Annotated in this window: 16 protein-coding genes; 12 read left to right on the top strand and 4 right to left on the bottom strand. The window is 72.5% G+C overall.

The features are described from left to right. The first annotated feature begins 362 nt into the window (after positions 1–362). A complete protein-coding gene (locus NQO67_RS28605; protein ID WP_255953194.1) occupies positions 363–1,151 on the top strand; it encodes a phosphotransferase in 789 nt (262 codons plus the stop codon). A gap of 303 nt (positions 1,152–1,454) precedes the next feature. Then, positions 1,455–2,273: a hypothetical protein gene (locus NQO67_RS28600; protein ID WP_255953193.1), complete on the top strand. Its 819-nt coding sequence runs from the start codon at positions 1,455–1,457 to the stop codon at positions 2,271–2,273. 135 nt (positions 2,274–2,408) lie between these two features. Here NQO67_RS28600 and disA read toward each other — a convergent pair whose 3' ends face one another. Both disA and radA read right to left on the bottom strand, forming a co-directional pair. Next, on the bottom strand, positions 2,409–3,533 hold the full coding sequence (gene disA / locus NQO67_RS28595) for a DNA integrity scanning diadenylate cyclase DisA (protein WP_255953192.1): 1,125 nt from the start codon (positions 3,531–3,533) through the stop codon (positions 2,409–2,411). A gap of 115 nt (positions 3,534–3,648) precedes the next feature. Next, entirely contained in the window at positions 3,649–5,058 is a 1,410-nt protein-coding gene (gene radA, locus NQO67_RS28590) for a DNA repair protein RadA (RefSeq protein WP_255953191.1), read from the bottom strand. Positions 5,059–5,705: 647 nt separating this feature from the next. Here radA and NQO67_RS28585 point away from each other — a divergent pair. Beyond that, positions 5,706–6,716, top strand: a complete 1,011-nt coding sequence (locus NQO67_RS28585; RefSeq protein ID WP_374119181.1) for an RNA polymerase sigma factor — start codon at positions 5,706–5,708, stop codon at positions 6,714–6,716. Positions 6,717–6,849: 133 nt separating this feature from the next. Here NQO67_RS28585 and NQO67_RS28580 read toward each other — a convergent pair whose 3' ends face one another. Further along, on the bottom strand, positions 6,850–7,740 hold the full coding sequence (locus NQO67_RS28580; RefSeq protein WP_255953190.1) for a DUF3109 family protein: 891 nt from the start codon (positions 7,738–7,740) through the stop codon (positions 6,850–6,852). A 71-nt stretch (positions 7,741–7,811) separates the two neighbouring features. Between NQO67_RS28580 and NQO67_RS28575 the strand changes: the two genes are divergently transcribed. The 5 genes from NQO67_RS28575 to NQO67_RS28555 all read left to right on the top strand — a co-directional run bounded on the left by NQO67_RS28575 (position 7,812) and on the right by NQO67_RS28555 (position 13,163). Then, the gene (locus NQO67_RS28575) at positions 7,812–8,744 is read left to right on the top strand and encodes a Ppx/GppA family phosphatase (RefSeq protein WP_255953189.1); all 933 of its coding nucleotides are present in this window, start codon (positions 7,812–7,814) and stop codon (positions 8,742–8,744) included. Between the two features lie 287 nt (positions 8,745–9,031). Further along, positions 9,032–9,856 carry a sugar phosphate isomerase/epimerase family protein gene (locus tag NQO67_RS28570; protein ID WP_255953188.1) on the top strand — a complete coding sequence of 275 codons (825 nt, stop codon included), beginning with the start codon at positions 9,032–9,034 and terminating at the stop codon, positions 9,854–9,856. Continuing rightward, positions 9,853–10,482, top strand: a complete 630-nt coding sequence (locus NQO67_RS28565; RefSeq protein ID WP_255953187.1) for a TetR/AcrR family transcriptional regulator — start codon at positions 9,853–9,855, stop codon at positions 10,480–10,482. The genes NQO67_RS28570 and NQO67_RS28565 overlap by 4 nt, the downstream gene beginning before the upstream one ends. Before the next feature lie 263 nt (positions 10,483–10,745). Next, entirely contained in the window at positions 10,746–12,596 is a 1,851-nt protein-coding gene (gene ilvD, locus NQO67_RS28560) for a dihydroxy-acid dehydratase (protein ID WP_255953186.1), read from the top strand. A 228-nt stretch (positions 12,597–12,824) separates the two neighbouring features. Next, on the top strand, positions 12,825–13,163 hold the full coding sequence (locus tag NQO67_RS28555; protein ID WP_255953185.1) for an SH3 domain-containing protein: 339 nt from the start codon (positions 12,825–12,827) through the stop codon (positions 13,161–13,163). Positions 13,164–13,286: 123 nt separating this feature from the next. Here the strand turns inward: NQO67_RS28555 and NQO67_RS28550 are convergent, their stop codons facing one another. After that, positions 13,287–15,965 carry a serine/threonine-protein kinase gene (locus NQO67_RS28550; protein ID WP_255953184.1) on the bottom strand — a complete coding sequence of 893 codons (2,679 nt, stop codon included), beginning with the start codon at positions 15,963–15,965 and terminating at the stop codon, positions 13,287–13,289. 167 nt (positions 15,966–16,132) lie between these two features. Here NQO67_RS28550 and NQO67_RS28545 point away from each other — a divergent pair, with 167 nt between their 5' ends. From NQO67_RS28545 to proC, 4 genes are all read left to right on the top strand, one after another. Further along, positions 16,133–16,903, top strand: a complete 771-nt coding sequence (locus NQO67_RS28545) for a class I SAM-dependent methyltransferase (RefSeq protein ID WP_255953183.1) — start codon at positions 16,133–16,135, stop codon at positions 16,901–16,903. Positions 16,904–17,055: 152 nt separating this feature from the next. Continuing rightward, positions 17,056–17,871 (top strand): ABC transporter ATP-binding protein, encoded by an 816-nt coding sequence (locus NQO67_RS28540; protein ID WP_255953180.1) that lies wholly within the window; start codon positions 17,056–17,058, stop codon positions 17,869–17,871. Continuing rightward, positions 17,868–18,674 (top strand): ABC transporter permease, encoded by an 807-nt coding sequence (locus NQO67_RS28535; RefSeq protein ID WP_255953179.1) that lies wholly within the window; start codon positions 17,868–17,870, stop codon positions 18,672–18,674. Before NQO67_RS28540 ends, NQO67_RS28535 begins: the two co-directional genes overlap by 4 nt. Before the next feature lie 145 nt (positions 18,675–18,819). Further along, complete coding sequence (gene proC, locus NQO67_RS28530) at positions 18,820–19,629, top strand: pyrroline-5-carboxylate reductase (protein WP_255953178.1); 810 nt, start codon at positions 18,820–18,822, stop codon at positions 19,627–19,629. The last annotated feature ends 380 nt before the right edge of the window (positions 19,630–20,009 follow it).

Raw genomic sequence — 20,009 nt, 5'->3', positions numbered from 1 at the left:
TTGTGGGGGATGGGCGGGGGCGGACGTGGGACGTGTGCCCGCCCGCCCGTCGCGTACTCGACCCGGCGGGAGGTGAGTGGCGTGTGAGTGACGTGTCCGGTGGGACGTGGGTGACGCCGGTGGGGGCGAGGTACCGGGCGTGGGTGAGGCCGGTGAGGCCGGTGAGGCCGGTGAGGTGGAGAGAGGGCTGTGCCCCGGCCGGGTGCCGGTGGGGGAGCGGGTGGAAAACGTGGTGAGGCGGGGTGGGCGGGTGCGTGAGACTGAGGGGGTTGATGGGGGTACCTCCCACGCCCGTTGAGGGTGGTGGGGGGAGGCCCGTTCGGGGCGGTGGGGCAGGGCGGCAGGAACCGGGGGAGGAACAGGTGCCGGAACCGGACGAGGAAGAGGTGCCGCTGACGGGCGGCAACGTCAGCGCCGGCGTGGTGCGGGTGGGTGACACCGTGCGCCGGCCCGCGGGTTTCTGGACACCCGCCGTGCACGCCCTGTTGCAGCACCTGTGGGACGTGGGGTTCCGGGCGGCGCCACGGCCCTTGGGCCGCGACGAGCACGGCCGTGAGGTCCTCGCGTTCGCGCCGGGGGACGCGGTGTGGCCGCACCACTTCCGGCTAATGGACCCGGCGGCGCACCTGGCGCGGGTGGCCCGGCTGATCCGTGAATTCCACGACGCCGTAAGGGACTTCACGCCACCCGCCACCGCACGCTGGCAGACGCTCATGCCCACCGGCGGCGACGAGATCGTCGCGCACAACGACCTGGCGCCGTGGAACCTGGTGACGGACGGCGCCGCGTCCTGGGTGTTCATCGACTGGGACGGCGCCGCGCCCGGCACCCGCCTCGGCGACCTCGCCTACGCCGCCCACAGCTTCCTCCCGCTCTCCGCCAACCCCGCCTTCCGGCGCGCCGACGCCGCCGCCCGGCTGCGCACCTTCGTCGACGCCTACGGCCTGGACGAGGCCGAACGCCGCCGCCTCGTGCCCCTGCTGGGCCGCCGCACCCGCGCCATGTACGACTTCCTGCGCACCGAGGCCGCCGAGCACCGCCAGCCGTGGGCCAGGCTGTGGGCCGAGGGACACGGCGACGTCTGGCGGAGCGACGCGGAGTACATCGAGCAGCGCGAGGCGGAGTGGCTACGGGCGCTCCTGGACGGATGACGCGGGTACGAAAACCGTAGGGCGCGGGGCTTGGCCGGGTCGGAAGCCGCCCATCGCCCTGGGTGCGTCATGGGCGAACTCTGTGACGCCGCTGTAGAGATCGCCGTCGGTCACATGCCGTACGAAGCGGAGACTTCCGTACACATCCGGTCGGTCCGGGTCCGGCGCCGGGGCCACCGCCGGTACCGGAACGGGCAGTTCGGGCGCTCCGCCCCCCGAGCCCGTGACGATGATCCGCAAAAGTTGGGACCGGGTACGGAGGGTGGGCCGGGTGGACGCCCCGGAGTCTCGTAAGGTTTGCGCGTGGGATCTCTGCGCAATCCGGTTGGACCGCTTCCCTCCTCCATCTACTGGCGACGGAGGGCCGCTCTGCTGTCCCTGCTCGTGGTGGTGGGGTTGGTCCTGGTCTGGCTGGTCGTCTTCGGCAGCGGCAACGACAAGCACCACGACTCCGGTGGTTCGGACGGCAAGGGCCCCGCCCCGTCCATCACCCCGGGTCCGTCCAGCTCGGGGCCTGCGATCAGCCAGCATCCGGGCGGTCGTGACGAGTCGAGCGACGGCGGTTCGTCCGGTGGCGGTGGCGACTCCGGAGGCGGCGATTCCGCCGGCGGCACGGACGGCGGTGCCACGGACGGTGGCGCCACGGGTGGCGCGGGCGAGGGCGGTGCGCAGACCGGCGGTGGCTCGGTCGGCCACGAGGTCCCCGCCGGATCGAGCCTGCCCACCTGCACCTCGGGCGCCGTGAAGCTGACCCTGCACACCCACGCCAACACCTACGACCCGGGCGAGAAACCCCGCCTCGAACTCGCCGCGAAGAACACCTCGGGCACCGACTGCAAGCTCGATCTCGGCGCGAAGAACGCGGTCCTGACGATCACTCAGGCCGACGGCGACAAGCAGCTCTGGGCCTCCGACGACTGTCCTTCCGGCAGCGGCAGCCTCTTCCTCCGTGTCCCGGCCGGCACCAGCATCACGCACACCGTCACCTGGGACCGCAAGCCCAGCGCCCCGCACTGCGCCACACCCCCGGCCAACTCCGCCGCCCCCGGCACCTACCTGGCGGAGGCCAAGGCCCCCGGCTTCGCCAAGACCCAGACGTCGTTCGTCCTCGACAAGGACTGAAACCGACGGGGACCGCGCAAGGACTGAAACCGACGGGGACCGCGCAAGGACTGACACCGACGGGAACCGCGCAAGGGCTGGCGCCGACGGGAAGAGGCGGGGTCCCGAGCCGCTGTCAGCGACGGGAAGACGGTCCTAGACGTAGCGCTCCAGGATCGACGACTCCGCCAGTCGCGACAGCCCCTCCCGTACGCTCCGGGCCCGCGCTTCCCCGACGCCGTCCACGGTTTGGAGGTCGTCCACGCTGGCCGCAAGCAGTTTCTGGAGTCCGCCGAAGTGCTCCACGAGCCGGTCGATGATCGCCCGCGGCAGCCGCGGCACCTTCGCCAGCAGCCGGAAACCGCGCGGTGACACGGCGGTGTCCAGGGTTTCGGGTGCTCCCGTGTATCCCAGCGCCCGCGCCACCGTGGACAGTTCCAGCAGCTCCGGGTGGGAGAGCGAGTCCAGCTCGGCGAGTGCCTCGTCCACCGTGCGCGACCGCTTCGCCGTCGGGGTCGGCACGTAGTCGCGCACGATCAGCTCGCGCTCGGGTTCGACTCCGGAGATCAACTCGTCCAGTTGCAGCGCCAGCAGCCGCCCGTCCGTGCCCAGCTCGACCACGTACTCCGCGATCTCGGTCGCGATCCTGCGCACCATCTCCAGGCGCTGCGCGACCGAGGCGACGTCGCGCACGGTCACCAGGTCCTCGATCTCCAGCGCGGACAGCGTGCCGGCGACCTCGTCGAGCCGCAGCTTGTACCGCTCCAGGGTGGCCAGGGCCTGGTTGGCCCGGGACAGGATGGCCGCGGAGTCCTCCAGCACCCGCCGCTGCCCGTCCACGTACAACGCGATCAGTCGCATCGACTGGGAGACGGAGACGACGGGGAAGCCGACCTGCTTGCTGACGCGGTCCGCGGTGCGGTGCCGGGTGCCGGTCTCCTCGGTGGGGATCGTCGGGTCCGGCACCAGCTGCACGCCGGCCCGCAGGATCTTGGTGAGGTCCCTGTCGAGCACGATGCCGCCGTCGAGCTTGCACAGCTCGCGCAGCCGGGTCGCGGTGAACTCGACGTCGAGCACGAAACCGCCGGTGCACATCGCTTCGACGGTCTTGTCGGAGCCGAGCACGATCAGGCCTCCGGTGTTGCCCCGCAGGACCCGCTCCAGGCCGTCACGCAGGGCCGTCCCCGGTGCCACAGCGCTCAAGGAGGCGCGCATCAGCCCGTCGGCGCCCGCGCTCCCGCCGGGCTTCCCGGGAGCCGACGCCCGCTCGCCTGCTGCCACTGCGCACTCCTCCGGTCGCGGGTCAGGACCGCCCTCCTGGAGGCCACCTCCCAGGCCATCAAGGCACTCGGGGAGTACTCCGCTTTCGTACGGATGGGCGAGACCAGGGCAAAGTCTACCGGCGCTCCGCCGTCTCCCGTGGGGCCTCCCGACGACGACTCCGCGGGAGCACCCGCAGCGCGTCTCCCATGTCGGCGACCTCGGTGACCCGCATGCCGGACGGGATCTTCCCGGGATCGACCGGAACGAGGGCGTGCGTGAAGCCCAGCCGGTGGGCTTCGGCGAGCCGCCGCTGGACGCCCGTGACCCGCCTCACCTCGCCCGCCAGGCCGACCTCGCCGATCGCGACCAGGTTCTTCGGCAGCGGGGTGTCGCTCGCCGCGCTGGCCAGCGCGAGCGCGATCGCCAGGTCGGCGGCGGGTTCGGAGAGCTTCACCCCGCCGACCGTCGCCGAGTAGATGTCCCGCTTGCCGAGCGCGCTGATCCGCCCGCGCTGCTCCAGCACCGCCAGCATCATCGACACCCGGGAGGTCTCCAGACCCGAGGTGGTGCGCCGCGGGGACGGGATCTGCGAGTCGACGGTGAGCGCCTGCACCTCGGCGACCAGCGGGCGGCGGCCCTCCAGGGTCACCGTCAGACAGGTGCCGGGCACCGGCTCGGCACGCCGGGTGAGGAAGAGACCGGAGGGGTCGGCGAGGCCGGTGATGCCCTCGTCGTGCAGCTCGAAGCAGCCGACCTCGTCGGTGGTGCCGAAGCGGTTCTTGACGCCGCGTACCAGGCGCAGCCGGGCGTGCCGGTCGCCCTCGAACTGCAACACCACGTCGACCAGGTGCTCCAGCAGGCGGGGCCCGGCGATCGCGCCGTCCTTGGTGACATGGCCCACCAGGAGCGTCGCCATGCCGCGCTCCTTGGAGGCCCGGATCAGCGCCCCGGCCACCTCGCGTACCTGCGCCATGCCGCCCGGCGCGCCGTCCACCTCCGGCGAGGCCACCGTCTGCACCGAGTCCAGTACGAGGAGGGAGGGCTTGACCTCGTCGAGGTGGCCGAGTACCGCTGCGAGATCGGTCTCGGCGGCCAGGTAGAGGTGGTCGTCGATCGCCTTGATGCGGTCGGCGCGCAGCCGCACCTGGCCGGCCGACTCCTCACCGGTGACGTACAGCGTGCGGTGGTCGGGGCCGGCCGCCTTCGCCGCCACGTCCAGCAGCAGCGTCGACTTGCCCACCCCCGGCTCGCCGGCGAGCAGCACCACGGCGCCGGGCACCAGGCCGCCGCCGAGCACCCGGTCCAGCTCCGGCACGCCGGTGCTGCGGGCGGTGGCGCGGCGGCCGTCGACCTGGCCGATGGGGAGCGCGGAGGTCGTGACGCGGCCCGGTGTGGTGGTGCGGACCGCGGGCGCGCCGTACTCCTCGACCGTGCCCCAGGCCTGGCACTCGGGGCAGCGGCCGAGCCACTTGGCGGTTTGCCAGCCGCATTCGGTGCAGCGGTAGGAGGGGCGGTCCTTGGCGGACTTCGTACGGGCAGCCATGGGACGGAACGGTAGCGCCCGGCGCTGACAACCGGGCGGGTGCGCGGACCGAGCACGGCGTGGGACGACGAAGGGAACGTCCGACTCGGTCCAAACCGCCAACTCTCGTACGGCTCAACCGGCATGTCCGCATTTACTTGATCTCATCACCCGTAAGGATTAAATCGCCCGCCTCTGAAGGAAGGATTCAGCAGGTTCGGCATACGGTCACACAGGTGAAGAACAGCAGGTCGGACGAGTCCGGGCGAATCGCCCGCGCACACCACGCATCCCGCGCACCTCGCGCATCCCGCACGGCCGGCGCGCCGGGTGGCACGCGCGGGCGGGGAGCGCCACCCGCGCCCCGACCCGTCGTGCCGCTGACATCCGCGTCATCGGCGCCACTGGCGCCGCCTGTGCCGCCCGTGGCGTTTGTGTCGTCTGTGGCGCCCGCGTTGCCCGTGCCGCCCGTGCTGCCCGTGCCGCCCGTGTCATCGGCGCCACTCGCACCGCCTGGGTTGTCTGTGGCACCCGCGCTGCCTGCGCCGCCCGCGCTGCCCGTGTCGTCTGTGGCGCCTGTCCCGATCGCGTCGCCTGTCCCGGCCGCGCCGTCCGTGCCGTCTGTGACGCCCCAGCCACCGGTGACGTCCGTGCCACCGGTGACGCCGGTGATATCCGTGATCCGCTCGGTACCCGTGGCCCCCGTGCGGCAGGACCGGTCCGCGTCCCCGCACGTCTGGGAGGACGCCCAGCTCGACGGCCTGTTCACCTACTGCCTGTCCGTGCTGCGGGACCACGACGCCGCCGTGACGGCGCTCGGGGCGGCACTGGCGGTGGCCGAGCGCCGTCGCGGGCGGGCCCCTCGTGACGTCGCCGAGCGTCGCGCCTGGCTGTACGCGCTCGCCCGCTGGGCGTGCCTGGCCCGGCTCGCGGCGACCCGGCGGGCCCGCACGGCGCCCCCGGCCGTCACCGGCACGCCGTCCGACGGAGGAGCCGGCCCGCACACCGGGACCGTGTCCCAGGACACCCGCGGAACCCTCTGCGGCCTCGCCACCCGTGCCGCCGCCCGCTGCTTCCGTGACGAGCGCCGCGCGGAGCCCGCAGACCCCCCGCGCGACGCGCGTCGCCACGGCCGACCCGACGACGAGCCGTACGCGTTCGACGAGCGTCGCAAGCTGTGTGAGCGTGAGCTGGCCCTGCTGGTGTGGCCGGAGGCCACCGGTACGGCGCCCGAGCAGCGGGAGGCGCTGGAGCTCACCGTGCGGCACGGCCTCACCGCGTCCGAGGTCGCCGCCGTGCTCGGGATGCGTGGTGCGGGCGCCGCGCGTGAGCTGATCGCCGCCGCGGCCTGCGAGGTGGAGCGCGTCCAGGCCGCCGTGTTCGCGGTGCGGACCGGTGGCTGCCCGGCGATGGCCTGGCTCGGCGGGGATCCGCACCTGCTGGGCGCCCTGCTGTGCCGCCGGCTCGTCCGGCACGTCGACGACTGCCCACGCTGCCGCCGCGCCGCGGAACGTGCCGACGCACGGACCTGGCCGGGCACCAGCCTGATGCACACCGCGTTGCCGCTGGTCGTGGCCCCGCGCACGGGGCTCCGGCACGCGACGGCCGCCGCCCCACGCACCCGGGCCGGCGGCCCCCGCTTCGATCGCCGCGGCTATCCGGTGCTGCGCCGGCCGTGAATTCCGCCGCTCCTGCGCCATGGCTCGGCACCGCGTAGCCCAGCACCTCAGCGGAACTGCACCTCAGCGGGACTGCACCTCAGCGGGACTGCACCCGGCAGGACCGCCCCCGCAGCCCCGCCGAAAAAAGCCGCTACTCCTGCCGTGCCCCGGAGTCCTCCCGGAGCCGGGGCGGGTCCGCCGGGTGCGGGGCCAGTAGGGGCAGGGTTCCGGCGAGGCGGTCACGGCACAACTCGGCCAGCTGGTCGTAGCCCGCCTTGCCCATCAGCTCGATCAACTCGGCACGGTACGAGACGTACACCGGATCCCCCGCGCCGTGCGCGGACCGCGCCGACGTGCACCACCAGTGCAGGTCGTGCCCGCCGGGACCCCAGCCGCGGCGGTCGTACTCACCGATGGACACCCGGAGCACCTGGGTGTCGTCGGGCCGGTCGATCCACTCGTAGGTCCGGCGGATGGGCAGCTGCCAGCAGACGTCCGGCTTGGTCTCCAGCGGCTCCCGGCCCTCGCGCAGCGCCAGGATGTGCAGGGCGCAGCCCGCGCCGCCGGAGAAGCCGTCGCGGTTGTGGAAGATGCAGGAGCCCTGGTAGCGCCTGGTCTGGCGGTCCGGTTCGCCCTCATCGTCGTCGGTCTGCGTGACCCAGCCGGTGTGCTGGGCGACCCCGTGGTGCTGCCAGATGTCGGGCGTGAGCCTGGCCACATGGGAGGCGACGCGTTCCTCGTCCTCCTCGTCGGAGAAGTGCGCGCCGAGCGAGCAGCAGCCGTCGCTGGGATAACCGGGCTGGATGCCGTGGCAGCCGGAGCCGAAGATGCAGTTCCACCGGGAGGTCAGCCAGGTCAGGTCGCACCGGAAGACCTGCTCCTCGTCGGCCGGGTCAGGGAACTCCACCCAGGCGCGCGGAAAGTCCAGGCCCTGCTCGTCCGGCTCGGACGGGTGCCCCGATCCGCCGGTGTGCGCCGACCGCTTCTTCCCCTTCGCGACCTTCGCTGTGTTCGACTCGTTTGCCTTGTTCGTCTTTGGCACGCATCCAGAGTAGGCGTGCCGGGCCGCTCCCGTGGGAGGCCGGGCGGGGCGCGGGCAGTAGCGTTCCGCATATGAGACTCGGCGTGCTCGATGTGGGTTCGAACACAGTGCACTTGCTGGTGGTGGACGCGCACCGTGGCGCCCGTCCACTCCCGGCGTACAAGCACAAGGCGGAGCTGCGGCTGGCCCAGCTGCTGGACGTGCGGGGCGCGATAGGGCCGGAGGGCGTCGGGCAGCTCGTCGACACGGTGCGCGAGGCGTTGCAGACCGCCGAGGACAAGGGCGTCGAGGACCTGCTCACCTTTGCGACCTCCGCGGTGCGCGAGGCCTCCAACGCGGACGACGTGCTGGCCCGGGTGAAGCGCGAGACCGGCGTGGCGCTGACGGTGCTGGACGGCGAGGAGGAGGCCCGGCTCACCTTCCTCGCCGCCCGCCGCTGGTTCGGCTGGTCGGCCGGCCGGCTGCTCGTGCTGGACATCGGCGGCGGCTCGCTGGAGATCGCCTACGGCCTGGACGAGGACCCGGACGCCGCGGTGTCGCTGCCGCTCGGAGCGGGCCGGCTGACCGCGGCCTGGCTGCCCGGCGACCTGCCGGAGCAGGCGGACGTCAAGGCGCTGCGCAAGCACGTACGGGCGCAGATCGCTCGGGTCGTCGGCGAGTTCAGCCGGTTCGGGGCACCCGATCACGTCGTCGCCACCTCCAAGACGTTCCGCCAGCTGGCCCGCATCGGCGGGGCGGCCCGGTCGGCCGAGGGCCTGTACGTGCAGCGGGAACTGAAGCGGGAGGAGCTGGAGGGCTGGGTGCCGCGGCTGGCCGGGATGGCGGCGGACGAGCGCGCGAAGCTGCCCGGCGTCTCGGAGGGGCGGGCCGGGCAGCTGCTCGCCGGGGCGGTGGTCGCCGAGGGTGCGATGGATCTCTTCGGTGTCGAGACCCTGGAGATCTGCCCGTGGGCCCTGCGCGAGGGGGTCATCCTGCGCCACCTGGACCGGATGCCGGGCATGTAGGCCGCCTGTTCGGAACGCACCGCCTGTTCGGAACGCACCGCCGGTATGGAACGGGCCGCCTGTTTGGATCAGGTCGGGACAGGTGGGATCAGGCCCGCTCCTCCAGATCAGGCCCGCTCGTACAGATCAGGCTCGCTCCTCCAGATCAGGCCCGCTCGTACAGATCGTGCCCATTTGTTTGGATCAGGAGCCTTTTGCCGGTCTCGTCCGGCAACACCCCGTTTCCGGACCCTGACGTGAAGAGGGCCACAATCCAGGGCCCCAGAACCCCCCGTACCCTTGTCCCCGTGGCAGAACCAGCCGTACGCATCCCGGACGCGAAGGTCGCTCTGTCGACGGCTTCCGTGTACCCGGAGTCGACGGCGACGGCCTTCGAGATGGCTGCGCGCCTTGGCTACGACGGCGTGGAGGTCATGGTCTGGACCGACCCCGTCAGCCAGGACATCGAGGCGCTCCGCCGGCTGTCCGACTACCACCGCATCCCGATCCTCGCGGTGCACGCGCCCTGCCTGCTGGTCACCCAGCGGGTGTGGTCCACCGACCCCTGGATCAAGCTCCAGCGCGCCAGGTCCGCCGCCGAGCGGCTCGGCGCCGACACCGTCGTGGTGCACCCGCCGTTCCGCTGGCAGCGTCAGTACGCGCGCGACTTCGTCGCCGGCGTCTGGCGGATGGCCGGCGAGACGGACGTGCGGTTCGCCGTGGAGAACATGTACCCCTGGCGCTACCGCGAGCGCGAGATGCTCGCCTACGCCCCCGACTGGGACGTCACCAAGCACGACTACCGCCACTTCACCGTCGACCTCTCGCACACCGCGACCGCCCGCTGTGACGCGCTGGAGATGGTCGACCGGATGGGCGACCGTCTCGGCCATGTGCACCTCGCGGACGGCGCCGGCTCCGGCAAGGACGAGCACCTGGTGCCAGGGCGTGGCACGCAGCCCTGCGCCGAGGTGCTGCAACGCCTGGCCACCAGCGCCTTCGACGGCCATATCGTGATCGAGGTGAACACCCGGCGGGCGATGTCCAGCGCCGAGCGTGAGGCGGACCTCGCCGAGGCGCTCGCCTTCACCCGGCTCCACCTCGCCGCGCCGCTGCGGGTGCCCGGGTCATGACCGCCGCCGCGCCGCGCCGCCGCGGGCGCCCCTCGCGCAGCCAGGTCGGCCAGGGCCCGGCGACCCGCGACCGGATCCTCGAAGCGGCCCGCACGGAGTTCGCCGAGCGCGGCTACGAAAAGGCGTCGGTGCGCGCCATCGCCAAGACGGCGGGTGTGGACTCCGCGCTCGTCCACCACTACTTCGGCACCAAGGAGCAGGTCTTCGAGGCCGCGGTCGAGGTCGCCTTCGTGCCCGCCCTGCACGCTTCCGAGGTGCTGACCGCCGGATCGGTGACAGATGTCGGCGAGCGCCTGACCAGGTTCTTCTTCGGTGTCTGGGAGAATCCGGCGACCCGGGCGCCACTGCTGGCGATCGTCCGCTCGGCGCTGAACTACGAGGCGGCCACCGCCGTCGTGCGCCGACTGGTCTCGGCCCAGCTGCTGAGCCGGATCGCCGGCCGGATCGAGCTGCCCGACGCGCGGCTACGCGCCGAGCTCGCCGCCGCCCAGCTGGTCGGCGCCGCCATCCTGCGCTACGTGATCAGGGTCGAGCCGCTGGCGTCCGTGCCGGCGGAGGACGTCATCGTGCGGATCGCCCCGGTCGTCCAGGGGCACCTGACGGGGTTCGCCACCAGCCCCGAGTGACGCACCTCACCCCCACCGCCGGCGTCCGCGCCGCCCCGGGCACCGTCCGCATCCCGGATGACGGACGGACGGTCCGAATCCTGGAGACGCGGCGTAGGCTCGGCGCAGGAGTCGTACCCGGAGAGACGGCCGTACGAGACGTACGCACCGATACGCACCGAGACGAGCCACGAGGCCGGCGCAGCAGGTGTCACGCCCGTGGGCGAGCTGCGTACGTCAGGCTCGTACGCGGCGGTCGAACCCGTAGGAAGGAACGAGCGACGATGCCCGAGCTGAGGTCCCGCACAGTCACGCACGGCCGGAACATGGCGGGAGCCCGCGCCCTCATGCGCGCCTCCGGTGTAGCCAGCGAGGACATCGGCAAGCCGATCATCGCCGTCGCCAACTCCTTCACCGAGTTCGTGCCCGGCCACACCCACCTCCAGCCGGTCGGCCGGATCGTCAGCGAGGCCATCAAGGCGGCCGGCGCGGTGCCCCGCGAGTTCAACACGATCGCCGTCGACGACGGCATCGCCATGGGCCACGGCGGCATGCTCTACTCCCTGCCGTCCCGCGACCTGATCGCCGACTCCGTCGAGTACATGGTCGAGGCGCACTGCGCGGACGCCCTGATCTGCATCTCCAACTGCGACAAGATCACCCCGGGCATGCTGATGGCCGCACTGCGCCTGAACATCCCGACCGTCTTCGTCTCCGGCGGCCCCATGGAGGCCGGCCGCGCCACCCTCGTCGACGGCACGGTCCGCAAGCTCGACCTGATCAACGCCATGTCGGACGCGGTGAACGAGTCCGTCTCGGACGCCGACATGCTCCGCATCGAAGAGAACGCCTGCCCGACCTGCGGCTCGTGTTCCGGCATGTTCACCGCCAACTCGATGAACTGCCTCACCGAGGCCATCGGCCTCGCCCTGCCCGGCAACGGCTCGGTGCTCGCCACCCACACCGCCCGCCGCGCCCTCTACGAGAAGGCCGCCGGCACCGTCGTCGACCTCGCGAAGCGGTACTACGAGCAGGACGACGCGTCCGTGCTGCCGCGCAACATCGCCACCCACGCCGCGTTCGAGAACGCCATGGCCCTCGACATCGCCATGGGCGGCTCCACCAACACGATCCTGCACCTGCTCGCCGCCGCCCAGGAGGCCGGCGTCGACTACGACCTGACCGACATCGACGCCGTCTCGCGCCGCGTCCCCTGCCTCGCCAAGGTCGCCCCGAACGTCGCCCCGCAGGGCACGTACTACATGGAGGACGTGCACCGCGCCGGCGGGATCCCCGCGATCCTCGGCGAGCTGTACCGCGGCGGCCTGCTCAACGAGGACGTGCACACCGTCCACGCCCCGTCCGTGAAGGCCTGGCTGGAGACCTGGGACGCGCGCGGCGGATCGCCGTCCGACGAGGCCGTCGAGCTGTGGCACGCGGCACCCGGCTGCAAGCGGTCGGCCGAGGCGTTCTCGCAGTCGGAGCGCTGGGAGAGCCTGGACACCGACACCGCGAACGGCTGCATCCGTGACGTCGACCACGCCTACTCCAAGGACGGCGGGCTCGCGGTGCTCCGCGGCAACCTCGCGGTCGACGGCTGCGTCGTGAAGACGGCCGGCGTGGACGAGTCGATCTGGACGTTCGAGGGACCCGCCGTGGTCTGCGAGTCCCAGGAGCAGGCCGTCGAGAAGATCCTCCGCAAGGAGATCACGGAGGGCGACGTCGTCGTCATCCGCTACGAGGGCCCCAAGGGCGGTCCCGGCATGCAGGAGATGCTGTACCCGACCTCGTACCTGAAGGGCCGCGGCCTCGGCAAGGCGTGCGCCCTGGTCACCGACGGCCGCTTCTCCGGCGGCACCTCGGGCCTGTCGATCGGTCACGCCTCCCCGGAGGCGGCGTCCGGCGGCACCATCGCGCTCGTCGAGGACGGCGACCGGATCCGCATCGACATTCCCGGGCGCGCCATCGAGCTGCTGGTCGACGACGCCACCCTGGAGGCCCGGCGCGCCGCCCTGAACGGCACGTACGCCCCCGCCGACCGTGACCGCCCGGTCTCCGCCGCGCTGCGTGCCTACGCGGCGATGGCGACCAGCGCGGACAAGGGAGCGGTGCGCGACGTGTCCAAGCTCGGCTGACCACCAGCCGTCCCGTTCTCGGCCCGTTCTCGACCCTTTTTCGGTCCTTTCCCGGCCCTTTCTCGGCCCCGTGCTCGCCTCCGTCCCCGGCCGGTACCGCGGTTGCCCAACGGTGCAACTGCGGCGCCGCCCGGAACGTCTCTGTCTGTGGCGAACCAGCCGGAGATCATCCATTGGGGGAGCACGGCACGCGTCGGACGTGGGCCGTGCACATCAGGGGGAGGACAGATGACGGACAGGATGGAAACGCCCAGAGCGGCCGAGCCCGACGCAGCCGTCGCCGAAGCCATCGGCGCCGCGGACGTGGCCACGGCGGCCGCCGTGACCGCCGCCAGCTACCGGGTCGTCGCGAACGTCAACGTCCGCTCGGGACCGGGCACGACCTACTCCAAGGTGGGCAGCCTGAGCGCCGGCAGCCGGGTCAGCATCGACTGCCAGACACCGGGTGAGAACGTGCCGGGGCCCCTCGGCCCGTCGAACATCTGGGACCGGGTCGGCAGTGGCCGTTACGTCTCCGACGCGTACATCGACACGGGCACCGACGGCTACGTGGCGCCGCGCTGCTGAGAAGGCACGGAGGGACGTCCGGATGCCCCGGCACTCCGAGGCATTCGGACGCTCCCGGGGGCTTTTCGAGGCATTCGGACGCCCCCCCCGGGGCTTGCGAGGCATTCGGACGCGCCCCGGCGCTCAGGAAGCCTTCGGTGGCTTCCCCGCGGCGAACGAGAAGACGAGGTTGCCGCGCGCCGTCACGACCAGCGCGCCCCCGGCCACCGCGACCCGCGGCTCCGACCCGAACTCCCCCGTGAACTCCCCGTGGGACGACGGCGAACGCGGATTCGTGCTCCACCGCATCCGCCCGGTACGCCCGTCCAGGGCCACCACCCGCCCGCTCGCCGCGCCGAAGTACAGGACCCCGCGCGCCAGTCGGGGACCCGACGCCGCCTCCACGCTCGTCTGGGTCGACCACTTCTCCTTGCCCGTGACCGGATCGACCGCGTGGATCACACCGTCGTCGCCGCAGAAGTAGAGCGTGCCGCCCGCCATGCCGGGCGCGGTGCCCGAGTAGGAGGCGACGGGCACGGACGTGGCCCGGGCACGGCGCGGGTCGATCCGCACGACGTGCGTGTACCCGTCGAAGACCGTGCCCTCCGTGCGTTCCCGCAGCACCACCAGCGAACCGTCGTCCGCGGTGCCCATCGGCACCAGGTGCCCGGTGACCGGTACCGGGTTGCCCAGCCGCCCGGTCGCCGGATCGAGGGTGTGGAAGACGGGGTGCGTCACATCGGCGGCGTTCGCTTCCGACACCGGCCCGCACATCGCGTAGGCGTGGCTCCCGGCCACCAAGGGGATGCATCGCGAACCGGCGGGGAACGCACTGGCCCAGCGCAGCTTGCCGGTGCGCGCCTGGCGGGCCTCGATCGCCGTGCGGTCCACGTTGACCGAGAACACCGTGTCGTCCAGCAACGTCGCCTCGGTCGGCTGCCCCGTGAACGCCGCAGCGCTGTCCGCGATCCGTGCCGACCACAACTGCCTGCCGTCGGTGGTGGACAGCCCCACGATCTGCAACGGGCCGCTGCCGGAGGCGGCGATCTGGTAGCCGACGACCGTGTCGTCCGCGACCCCGACCATGTGCATGCCGTGCACGGGCAACCCGGGCGAGGCCTGCTTCCACACCAGCGTGCCGTCCGCCACCTTGAGCCGGGCCGCGACCAGCCCGCCACCACCGCAGTAGGCCGAGTCGCCGCGCGCCACGCAGCGCAGCTCGTCCGGGATCTGCCGCCCGCCGGAGACCGTCTTCTGCCACGGCTGGAAACCGGGCGGCAACGGGGCCTGCTTGACGGTGACCGAGCCGCGCCCGTTCCCGCCCGCGCCGGCACCCCCGCCGGCCGCCCGCTCCTGGTCGCTCCCGCCGGAACCGAGCAGCGCGACCCCGGTACTGATCGCGGCCACCGCGGCGGCGACGGCGACGGCGGTCCGCCAGCGCCTGCGCAGCACACGGGTTGTGAACGTGGCGTGGGGGCGGTCACGGACCTCGGACAGCGGGGCCTCGTGCGCCGTGCGCGCGGGCGCTCCGGGGTCCTTGTCGGTGCCGGCGTCCGCGGCGGCGGGTGCGCCGGACGCCGCGGACGCGGTGGTCACGGCGGCGGCCACGTGGGTGGGGAAGTCGTCGGCGTCGGACGCCGAGGTGGGTGCGGCTGCGGACGCTCGGGTGGAGAGGGTGGGGCGGTCGGCGGAACCGGGGTCGGCGTCGGTGCCCCGGCCCTGCGTGGCCTCGGGCGCCGCGGCGGTGGCCGCCTGCGACGCACCGCCGGTCAGCAGCCGGGTCGCCACGTCCGCGTCCGCCTCGTCGTCCGCGTCCTTCGCGGCGCCCGAGACGGCACCGTTCCCGAGCGAACGGGACGTTGCCGCGTCCTTCCCCGCGATCACCCAGTCCGGGACCGCCGTCCCCGCATCCCTTCTCGCGGGCGGGCCGCCTTCCGCGCCGCCTTCCGTGCCGCCCTCCGCACCGGCCACCTCGTGCTCGTTCGCGGGCTCCTCGGTGGCCGGTGGTGGGACCAGGTCCTCGGGGAGGTTGCGCAGCTGCCGCAGCAGTTCGTCGGCGCTGGGCCGGCCGCTGCGGTCCTTGGCCAGACACGGCTCGACCACGGCCCGCAACGGCGCGGGCACCCGGCCGAGCGCCGGGGCCTCGTGCACCACCTGATACGCCGCCATGTACGGGCTGTCGGCGTCGAAGGGCCCCTGCCCGGTGGCCGCGTAGACCAGCAGCGTGGCGACCGAGAACACGTCCGACTCGGTCCCGACCTCGCGCGGCGACCGCAGCTGCTCGGGCGACATGAACGGCGGCGTGCCGATCACCCGCCCCGTCATGGTGAGCGTCTGGTGATCGGTGGCGCGGGAGATGCCGAAGTCGATGACGCGCGGACCGTCCGGTGAGAGCACCACGTTGGACGGCTTCAGATCGCGGTGCACCACCCCGGCGCGGTGGATGTCCCGCAGCGCCTCCACCAGGCCGATGGCCAGCGTGCGCAGCTCCGGGCCGTGCAGCGCGCCGTGCTCGCCGATCCGCTGGGCGAGGGTGGGCCCGGAGATGTAGGTGGTCGCCATCCACGGGTACGCACCGTCCGGATCCGCGTCGACCACGGCCGCCGTGAACTTGCCGCTGACCCGCCGCGCCGCCGACACTTCCTGCCGGAACCGCGTCCTGAACTCGTCGTCGTGCAGAAACTGCTGGTGGATCAGCTTGATCGCAACCGGCTGGCCGGATGGCGTGCGCCCCAGGAAGACCGTGCCCATGCCACCCGCGCCGAGGCGCGCCTGGAGCGTGTACCCGCCGATCGCTTCCGGATCCCCCGCACGGAGCCGCATCGTGGTCGACCTCCCCCGGAACCCCGACCCGTCTGTCCCGTCCCGTCGTCTGCGACCAAAGTAGCGGCTTCATCGCGCCACACCGACGCGGCCCGCGGTACCGGCCAGTAGCCCCAGTGGCCCGGCACCACGCGGTCATGCCCCCTCGTCAGGGTCAGGATGGGGCCATGACCACCCCGCCCAGGCCGTCCCGCGCCCACTCCTTCAACGCCGTGGCCGCCCAGTACGCCGCCCACCGCCCCTCGTACCCGCCCGCCCTCTTCGACACCGTCGAGGAACTCACCGGCCGCCCGCTCTCCGGGGCCCGCGTGGTGGACGTGGGCGCCGGCACCGGCATCGCCACCGCGCTGCTGGCGGGCCGCGGTGCGCACGTCGTCGCCGTGGAACCGGGCGACGGCATGGCGTCGCAGTTCCGCCGCACTCTCCCCGACGTGCCCCTGGTCCGCGGCAACGGCAACGCCCTGCCCCTGGCCGACGCCACCGCCGACGTCATCACCTACGCCCAGTCCTGGCACTGGACCGAACCCGCCCGCTCGACCCCCGAGGCCATGCGCGTGCTGCGCCCCGGCGGCACGCTCGCCCTGTGGTGGAACGTCCCGGACCCCGACGTCCCCTGGCTCGCCGCCCAGCACGAACGGATCAGCGGACACTGCGGCGCCACGACGGGCGCGCGCGGCACCGCCGACCGTCTCAGAGCCCTCGGCACCGAGCTGGACGTCGACTTCACCCACAGCCAGGTGCGCTGGAGCCGCCGCGTGCACCTGGACGCACACCTCGCCAACCTCGGCAGCCACTCGCACTTCCTGGTCATGGCCAGGGACGACGCCACCGCCTTCCTCACCGAGGAGCGCGCGCACCTGAGGAAGGAGTTCCCCGACGAGATGCTGGAGGAGTCCTACGTCGTCGACCTCCTCACGACCAGACGCCCGACCACCTGAGGCCCCGTCGCCGCCGACACCGGGAGGGAAGCGGGAGCGAACCGAGGGAGAACCGAGAGGGAAGCGAGAGGGAGGCGAGTAAGACCCGAGCGAGACCCGAGAGGGAAGCGAGCCGCTTGACGCTCGACCCGCCTCCCGCCATTATTCATCGCATGATGAATAATTCCGCCCAGCCCCCGGCGGTGCACGCCGCGGACCTCACCGTCGTACGCGGCGGGCGTACCGTGCTGCGCGGTCTCGGCTTCACCGTTCCGCGAGGTCAGATCACCGGCCTGCTCGGCCCGTCCGGCTGCGGCAAGTCCACCCTGATGCGGGCGATCGTCGGCACCCAGGCCAACGTCACGGGCACGCTCGACGTCCTCGGCGAACCGGCGGGCAGCGTGGCGCTGCGGCCCAGGATCGGCTACCTCACCCAGGCACCGTCCGTCTACCAGGACCTGACGGTCCGGCAGAACCTGGACTACTTCGCGGCCGTCCTGGACCCCGGCCGGGCCGCCGCAAGCCGCCGCCACGAGGCCGTCACCCGCGCCATCACCGACGTCGACCTCACCACGCACGCCGACGCGCTCGCCGGCAACCTCTCCGGCGGCCAGTTGGGCCGCGTCTCGCTGGCCGCCGCCCTGCTCGGCGCGCCGGAACTGCTCGTCCTCGACGAGCCGACCGTCGGCCTCGACCCGGTGCTCCGCCGCGACCTGTGGCACCTCTTCCACTCCCTCGCCACCGAACGCGGCACCACGCTGCTGGTCTCCTCGCACGTCATGGACGAGGCCGAGCGCTGCCACCGGCTCGTGCTGATGCGGGAGGGCGAGATCCTCGCCGACGACACGCCGGACGACCTGCGCAGCGCCACCGACACCCCGACCGTGGAAGCGGCCTTCCTGCACCTGGTGGACCAGGCCTCCGGCCGGACCACCACACCGTCCCGGGCGACCGACCCCGCACGTCAAGGCAAGGAGACCACCCGATGAACGCGGGCCCCCGCACCGACCAGCCGGCCGCTCCGACCACCACGCCGCCCCGGCGCCACTCCGGCCCCTCGCTCTCCCGCACCGTGGCCACCGCCGCCCGCGTCCTGCGCCAGCTCCGCCACGACCCGCGCTCCATCGCGCTGCTGATCGTCGTCCCCTGCGTGATGCTGGTACTGCTGCGCTACGTCTTCGACGGCCAGGAACGCACCTTCGACGCCATCGGGGCCGCCCTGCTCGGCATCTTCCCCCTGATCACCATGTTCCTGGTGACCTCCATCGCGACCTTGCGCGAACGCACCTCGGGCACCCTCGAACGCCTCCTCGCGATGCCCCTCGTCAAGTCCGACCTGATCGGCGGCTACGCTCTCGCCTTCGGCGGACTCGCCGTGATCCAGTCGGCACTCGCCACCGCGGTCGCCGTCTGGGGCCTGGGCCTCGAGGTGACCGGCTCCCCCTGGCTGCTGCTCCTGGTCGCCCTGCTCGACGCGCTGCTCGGCACCGCCCTGGGCCTGTTCGTCTCCGCCTTCGCACGCTCGGAGTTCCAGGCGGTCCAGTTCATGCCCGCGGTGATCTTCCCCCAGATCCTGCTCTGCGGCCTCTTCACACCGCGCTCCAACATGCACCCGGTACTCGAAGCGATCTCCGACGTCCTGCCCATGTCCTACGCGGTCGACGGCATGAACGAGGTCGTCCTGCACACCGACCTCACCGGCGAATTCGTACGAGACATCGTGATCGTCGCCGGCTGCGCCCTGCTCGTCCTGGGCCTCGGCGCCGCGACCCTGCGCCGCCGCACCAACTGACCGCCCGGCGGAACGGACGTGGGCCCCGCTGCCGTGGGCAGGGGGGCCCACGCCACGCCGTCCGCCTCGCGGACGGTCCGCCCCGCTCCACACCCCGGGTGCAAGGATTGGAGCCGGACGACGCACTCCCCGAAGGGCACGGCTCATGACCCAGAAAGTTGCAGTCCTCGGCACCGGAAAGATCGGCGAGGCCCTGCTCAGCGGAATGATCCGGGCCGGCTGGGCCCCCGCCGACCTGCTGGTCACCGCCCGCCGTGCGGAGCGCGCCGAAGAACTGCGCACCCGCTACGGCGTCGCACCGGTCAGCAACGCCGAGGCCGCCAAGACCGCGGACACCCTGATCCTCACGGTCAAGCCCCAGGACATGGGCACGCTCCTGGACGAGCTCGCCCCGCACACCCCGGCCGAACGCCTCATCATCAGCGGCGCCGCCGGCATCCCCACCTCGTACTTCGAGCAACGCCTCGCCGAGGGCACCCCCGTCGTGCGCGTCATGACGAACACCCCGGCGCTCGTCGACGAGGCCATGTCCGTCATCTCCGCCGGCACCCACGCCACCGGCGAGCACCTGGCCCACGCCGAGGCCGTCTTCGGCGCCGTCGGCAAGACGCTGCGCGTCCCCGAGACCCAGCAGGACGCCGCGACCGCGCTCTCCGGCTCGGGCCCCGCGTACTTCTACTTCCTCGTCGAGGCCATGACCGACGCCGGCATCCTCCTCGGCCTGCCCCGCGACAAGGCCCACGACCTCATCGTCCAGGCCGCCATAGGAGCCTCGGTGATGCTCCGCGACAGCGGCGAGCACCCCGTCAAACTCCGTGAGAACGTCACCTCGCCCGCCGGCACCACCATCAACGCCATCCGCGAGCTGGAGAACCACGGCGTACGCGCCGCACTCATCGCGGCCCTCGAAGCCGCCCGCGACCGCAGCCGTCAACTCGCCACCGGCACCGGCTGAACGGCCCGTCCCCCACGTCGACTTCGGAGTGGACCGTGCTCTGGCAGGAGCTGGCCAGGCGAAATGAAGTTGACACGCCTGGGCCCGGCTCGTAGTGTCTCTCGAGTTGTCCGCCGTGAGCGCCGACCCGTCGGTCCCCGGACACCATTCCGCATCAACCATCTCGAGACTGTCGACTTCGTGTCGTCTCTTTCGTTATGTGCGCGTGCCGGAATGAGGAATACCGCGTACGCCAAGGCGACCTCGATTCGCCCCGGCGGACAGGTTTCCGCTAAGGTTCACACCACGGCAACCGCTTAACGGCGGAACCCGTGAAGCCCAATGACAGGGCGTCAGACCACGCAAGACGGTCTGATAGAGTCGGAAACACCGAAGGGAAG

The organism is Streptomyces odontomachi, assembly GCF_024435355.1.
In the GTDB taxonomy this organism is placed as follows: Bacteria; Actinomycetota; Actinomycetes; order Streptomycetales; family Streptomycetaceae; genus Streptomyces; species Streptomyces odontomachi.
The sequence above is the reverse complement of the archived record's forward strand: the minus strand, read 5'-3'. Positions and strand labels throughout refer to the sequence as shown.

Coding starts and splice junctions, on each gene's coding strand:
- radA (WP_255953191.1), bottom strand. CDS start 5,058: ATGGCTGCCCGTACGAAGTCCGCCAAGGACCGCCCCTCCTACCGCTGC.
- NQO67_RS28575 (WP_255953189.1), top strand. CDS start 7,812: ATGAGACTCGGCGTGCTCGATGTGGGTTCGAACACAGTGCACTTGCTG.
- NQO67_RS28565 (WP_255953187.1), top strand. CDS start 9,853: ATGACCGCCGCCGCGCCGCGCCGCCGCGGGCGCCCCTCGCGCAGCCAG.
- ilvD (WP_255953186.1), top strand. CDS start 10,746: ATGCCCGAGCTGAGGTCCCGCACAGTCACGCACGGCCGGAACATGGCG.
- NQO67_RS28555 (WP_255953185.1), top strand. CDS start 12,825: ATGACGGACAGGATGGAAACGCCCAGAGCGGCCGAGCCCGACGCAGCC.
- NQO67_RS28550 (WP_255953184.1), bottom strand. CDS start 15,965: ATGCGGCTCCGTGCGGGGGATCCGGAAGCGATCGGCGGGTACACGCTC.
- NQO67_RS28545 (WP_255953183.1), top strand. CDS start 16,133: ATGACCACCCCGCCCAGGCCGTCCCGCGCCCACTCCTTCAACGCCGTG.
- NQO67_RS28540 (WP_255953180.1), top strand. CDS start 17,056: ATGATGAATAATTCCGCCCAGCCCCCGGCGGTGCACGCCGCGGACCTC.
- NQO67_RS28535 (WP_255953179.1), top strand. CDS start 17,868: ATGAACGCGGGCCCCCGCACCGACCAGCCGGCCGCTCCGACCACCACG.
- proC (WP_255953178.1), top strand. CDS start 18,820: ATGACCCAGAAAGTTGCAGTCCTCGGCACCGGAAAGATCGGCGAGGCC.